The organism is Stenotrophomonas sp. 3diitr2024 (assembly GCF_042136455.1).
Lineage (GTDB): Bacteria > Pseudomonadota > Gammaproteobacteria > Xanthomonadales > Xanthomonadaceae > Stenotrophomonas > Stenotrophomonas sepilia.
Genome location: NZ_JBHHMJ010000806.1, coordinates 1 through 3,969, shown reverse-complemented (window position 1 = coordinate 3,969; position 3,969 = coordinate 1). Strand labels below are relative to the sequence as shown.

Annotated in this window: 3 protein-coding genes and 1 pseudogene; all 4 read right to left on the bottom strand. The window is 69.6% G+C overall.

What is annotated here, in order from left to right; translation table 11 throughout:
* A pseudogene (locus ABGA94_RS21455) lies at nt 1-199 on the bottom strand (rod shape-determining protein RodA); the annotation flags it as partial.
* On the bottom strand, nt 196-2,274 hold the full coding sequence (gene mrdA, locus ABGA94_RS21450; RefSeq protein WP_111176534.1) for a penicillin-binding protein 2: 2,079 nt from the start codon (nt 2,272-2,274) through the stop codon (nt 196-198). The gene mrdA and the pseudogene ABGA94_RS21455, both read right to left, overlap by 4 nt.
* A 3-nt stretch (nt 2,275-2,277) precedes the next feature.
* Nucleotides 2,278-2,763: a rod shape-determining protein MreD gene (gene mreD, locus ABGA94_RS21445; protein ID WP_005419400.1), complete on the bottom strand. Its 486-nt coding sequence runs from the start codon at nt 2,761-2,763 to the stop codon at nt 2,278-2,280.
* Nucleotides 2,760-3,890 carry a rod shape-determining protein MreC gene (gene mreC / locus ABGA94_RS21440; RefSeq protein ID WP_065186227.1) on the bottom strand — a complete coding sequence of 377 codons (1,131 nt, stop codon included), beginning with the start codon at nt 3,888-3,890 and terminating at the stop codon, nt 2,760-2,762. The genes mreD and mreC overlap by 4 nt, the downstream gene beginning before the upstream one ends.
* Nucleotides 3,891-3,969: the final 79 nt, after the last annotated feature.

Genomic DNA, 3,969 nt, shown 5'->3' with positions numbered 1-3,969 from the left:
CCCGCGAGATGCCCCACAGTGCGGCCGTGCCCACCGCGAAACGCGCGCCCTGCGCCATCACCAGGCTGTCGCCACCAGCGCTCTTCAGGGTCGCCAGGCCAATCACCATCAGCGCGCCCAGGGCCAGGCACAGCACCCAGTCCAGCGTGCTGAAAAAGCGGCGCAGCATGTCGCCGGCCCAGCGCAGGAATACTCTCATCGTGCGGGCTCCGCAGGGGCCGGGCGCGGCGTGGCTGGCAGCGTGGCGGCCGGCGCACCCGGCTGCGGCGCAGGCGCAGGCGCGGGCTCCGGCGTGGGTGCACCAATCAGCACCGGATGCTCTCCCACCTGTGCAGCGGCGAGGTCACCGGCCTGGCGCGCGCCCGCGTCTTCGTTGTCGAACGCGGTGGCGCCGATGGCGGTGGTGCCGCGCTCGCTGTCCAGCGGCTGCATGCCTTCGGGCATCTTGCCCAACAGGTAAGCGTCGAACACCTTGCGTGCGATCGGCGCCGCGGCCGAACCACCATAGCCACCACCTTCCACTGCCACCGCAATTGCGATGACCGGGCTGTCCGCCGGCGCAAAGCCGACGAACAGTGCGCGGTGACGCAGATGCATCGGCAGGCTCTTCGGATTCACGGCGGCGGTGCCCTTGCGGCTGATGACCTGTGCGGTACCGGTCTTGCCGGCCATCACGTACGGCGCACCGACGGCCACGCGCCAGCCGCTGCCGCCGGGCCGCATGGTTGCCATCATGCCCTCGCGCACGGCCTGCACGTTGTTGGGATTGGGGCTGACCGGCTTGCTCTCGCCGGGCGGCATCGCCGTCCAGTCGCTGTCGAAGCCTTCGCGCTGCTGGATCACCAGGTGCGGGGTGCGCAGCTGGCCGTCGGCCAGGCCGCTGACGCCGCGCGCCAGCTGCAGCGGGGTGACCTTCCAGTCACCCTGGCCGATGCTGATGTTGACCGTATCGCCGGGATACCAGGCTTCCTTGCGGCTCTTCCGCTTGTAGGCGGGCGACGGCAGGATGCCGCCGATCTCGCCGGTGAGGTCGATGCCGGTCGGCTGGCCGAAGCCGTAGTACTCCATGTAATGGTCGAAGCGCTCGATGCCCAGGTCCAGCGCCAGCTTGTAGTAATAGGTGTTGACCGACTCGGCGATGGACTTGCGCAGATCAGTCCAGCCGTGGCCGCCACGGTGGGCGTCACCCCAGCCGCGCGAGGTGCCCGGCAGGTAGAACATGCCGGTGGAGAGCACCTTGTCTTCCGGGCGGCGCACGCCGGAGTCCAGTCCCGCCAGGCCGATCAGCGGCTTCAGCGTGGAACCGGGAGCGACGCCACCGAGCACCAGGCGGTTGAACTGTGGCCGCGACGGGTTTTCGTTCAAGGCCTTGAAGTCGGCATGGGAAATGCCGTTGACGAACAGGTTGGGGTCGTAGGACGGCAGGCTGACCATCGCCAGCACTTCGCCAGTGCGCGGATCCATCGCCACCGCCGAACCCTCCTGGTCGCCGAACGCGGCCACCATCGCGCGCTGCAGGTCGGCGTCGATCGACAGCCGCAGGTCGGCACCGGACTGCGCGGCGACGCGGCCGATGGTGCGGATCGCGCGACCCTGCACGTTGGTCTCGACCTGCTCGTAGCCGACCTTGCCGCGCAGCTGCTGCTCGTAATAGCGTTCCAGGCCGGACTTGCCGATGTGGGTCAGCGCGGCATTGCCTTCGCCGAGGATCTCCAGATCCTTGTCATCAACGCGGCCGACGTAGCCGATGATGTGCGCGAACAGATCGCCATAGGGATAGCGCCGGGTCAGGTAGGGTTCCAGCTCGACCCCCGGGAAACGCCAGCGGTCGACGGCAAAGCGCGCCATCTCCTCGTCGCTCATGCGCAGCTTCAGCGTGACCGGCAGGAACTTGCGGCGCGCCTTGCGCGACCTGTTGAATGCTTCCAGCTCTTCCGGGCTGATGCTGATGATCTTCGCCAGCCCTTCCAGGGTGGCATCCATGTCCTTGACCTTGTCCGGAGTGACGTCCAGGCGGAAGGCCGGCACGTTTTCGGCCAGCAGGCGACCGTTGCGGTCGTAGATCATGCCGCGCCCTGGCACCACCGGCCGCGGCTTGATGCGGTTGGCTTCCGAGCGCGTGGCGTAGACGTCGTGGTCCAGCACCTGCAGCTTGAAGTACCAGCCGCCCAGGCCCAGCAGGCAGACCAGCACGCCCAGGAAACCCAGCGCCGCACGGCGGCGGAACTGCTCGGCTTCGGCGTGCGGGTTCTTGACCTGGCGGCGCGGGATCATGGCTCAGCGCCCGCGCTTGCCGAAGCGCACCGCGTCCAGCAGCACGAACACCAGCGGCCACAGGCCCATGCCCAGCAGAGGCGCCCACCAGTACGACCAGGGCAGGGTCGGCTCATCCACCACGATGTGGACCAGCGCGCTGACGATGCGATCGTTGAACAGCAGGCCGCCGATGGCCAGCATCTGCTGGGACATCGGGAAAAAGCGGATGCGGGCACGGAAGCGCTGCAGGATGAAGGCCAGCATTACCAGCCGCAGTGCCTGTTCGCCCAGCACGCCGCCGTACAGCAGGTCGGCCACCACGCCGCTGGCAAAGGCGATGCCCAGGCCGACGCGCTCAGGAGCTTCGATCACCCAGTACGCCAGCACCAGCGCCAGCCAGTACGGGCGCAGCGGCTGCAGCAGCGCCGGCAGCGGCAGCAGGCCCAGCAGCAGCGCCACCACCAGGCTGGCCGGCAGCACCCACGGGTTGTCGCGCAGGCGGCTCATCGCTGGGCCTCCGGCGTGGTCGGTTGCCGGCCAGCGGCCGGCACTACCGTGGATCCAGCTGGGGGAGAGCCCCCCTCTTGTTGAGGCGCGGGGTTAAGGGAGGATGCGGGGTCAACAGTCCTCGTCTGCGACGAGGGCTGTTGCCGGCCAGCGACCGGCGCTACCGGGGAGCTGACCGGAGCTGGCGTCGTTGCCGCTGGCGCGGCTCCTGCAGACACGCTGGCGCCGGTGGCCGGGCCCCCCGGGGCGGTTTCTTCCAGCTGCAGGCGCAGCTCCGGCGGAATGCGGATCGCCGCGCCCGGGCGCAGCAGCAGCACGTCGCGGCCGCGGTCGAGCTGGGCCGCCGGCTTCAGTTCGCCGACCAGGAAGGCGTGGGTGTCGTCCGGGCGCAGGCCGGTGATGGTGCCGACCGGGAAGCCGGCCGGGAATCGCCCGCCGAGGCCGGAGGTGACGATCTCATCGCCCACTTCCACGCCGGCGCTGAGCGGGATGTCGCGCAGTTCCAGCGTGTCGCCGCGGCCATAGACGATCAGGCGCACGCCGTTGCGGGCCACGGTGACCGGCACCGCGTGGTCGGGATCGGTCAGCAGCAGCACGGTGGAGGTGCCACCGGTGACGCTGATCACCTGCCCCATCAAGCCGCCGGCGTCGATCACCGCCTGGCCGACGTGCACGCCCTCGCGGCTGCCTGCGTCGAGCACCAGGCGCTGCTTCACCGGGTCCAGGTCGATGTCCAGGATCGGCGCCAGCTGCACGTCCAGGCCACTGCGCTCGGCCACGTTCAGCAGTTCGCGCAGCTGGGCGTTGTCCAGCGCGGCGGTCTGCAGGCGAGTCAGGCGCGCGTTGGCCAGCAGCAGCTGGTTGCGCAGTTCACGGTTTTCGGTGACCAGCTGGGTATGGCTGGCGGCGGAATCCTTGACCTGGTTGCCGAGCTTGCCGGGCAGGCCAGCCAGTGCCCATACCGGCTGTACCAGGCTGTTGGCCTGCTCGCGCAGGCGTGCCAGCCAGCCAGCCTGGTCATCGAGCACGATCAGGGTGATGGCCAACGCGAGATAGGCCAGCAACCGCAGGGGGCTGGCGGCATCACCGGATCGGGAGGCGACGGGAGGACCGGCGTAGGGCGGCACGGCAACGATTCAACTGGCAGAAGGCGGAAGGGAAACACGCGGGCGCCCCGCCGGTGCCGGCCCGCCATCACGGCGGGCC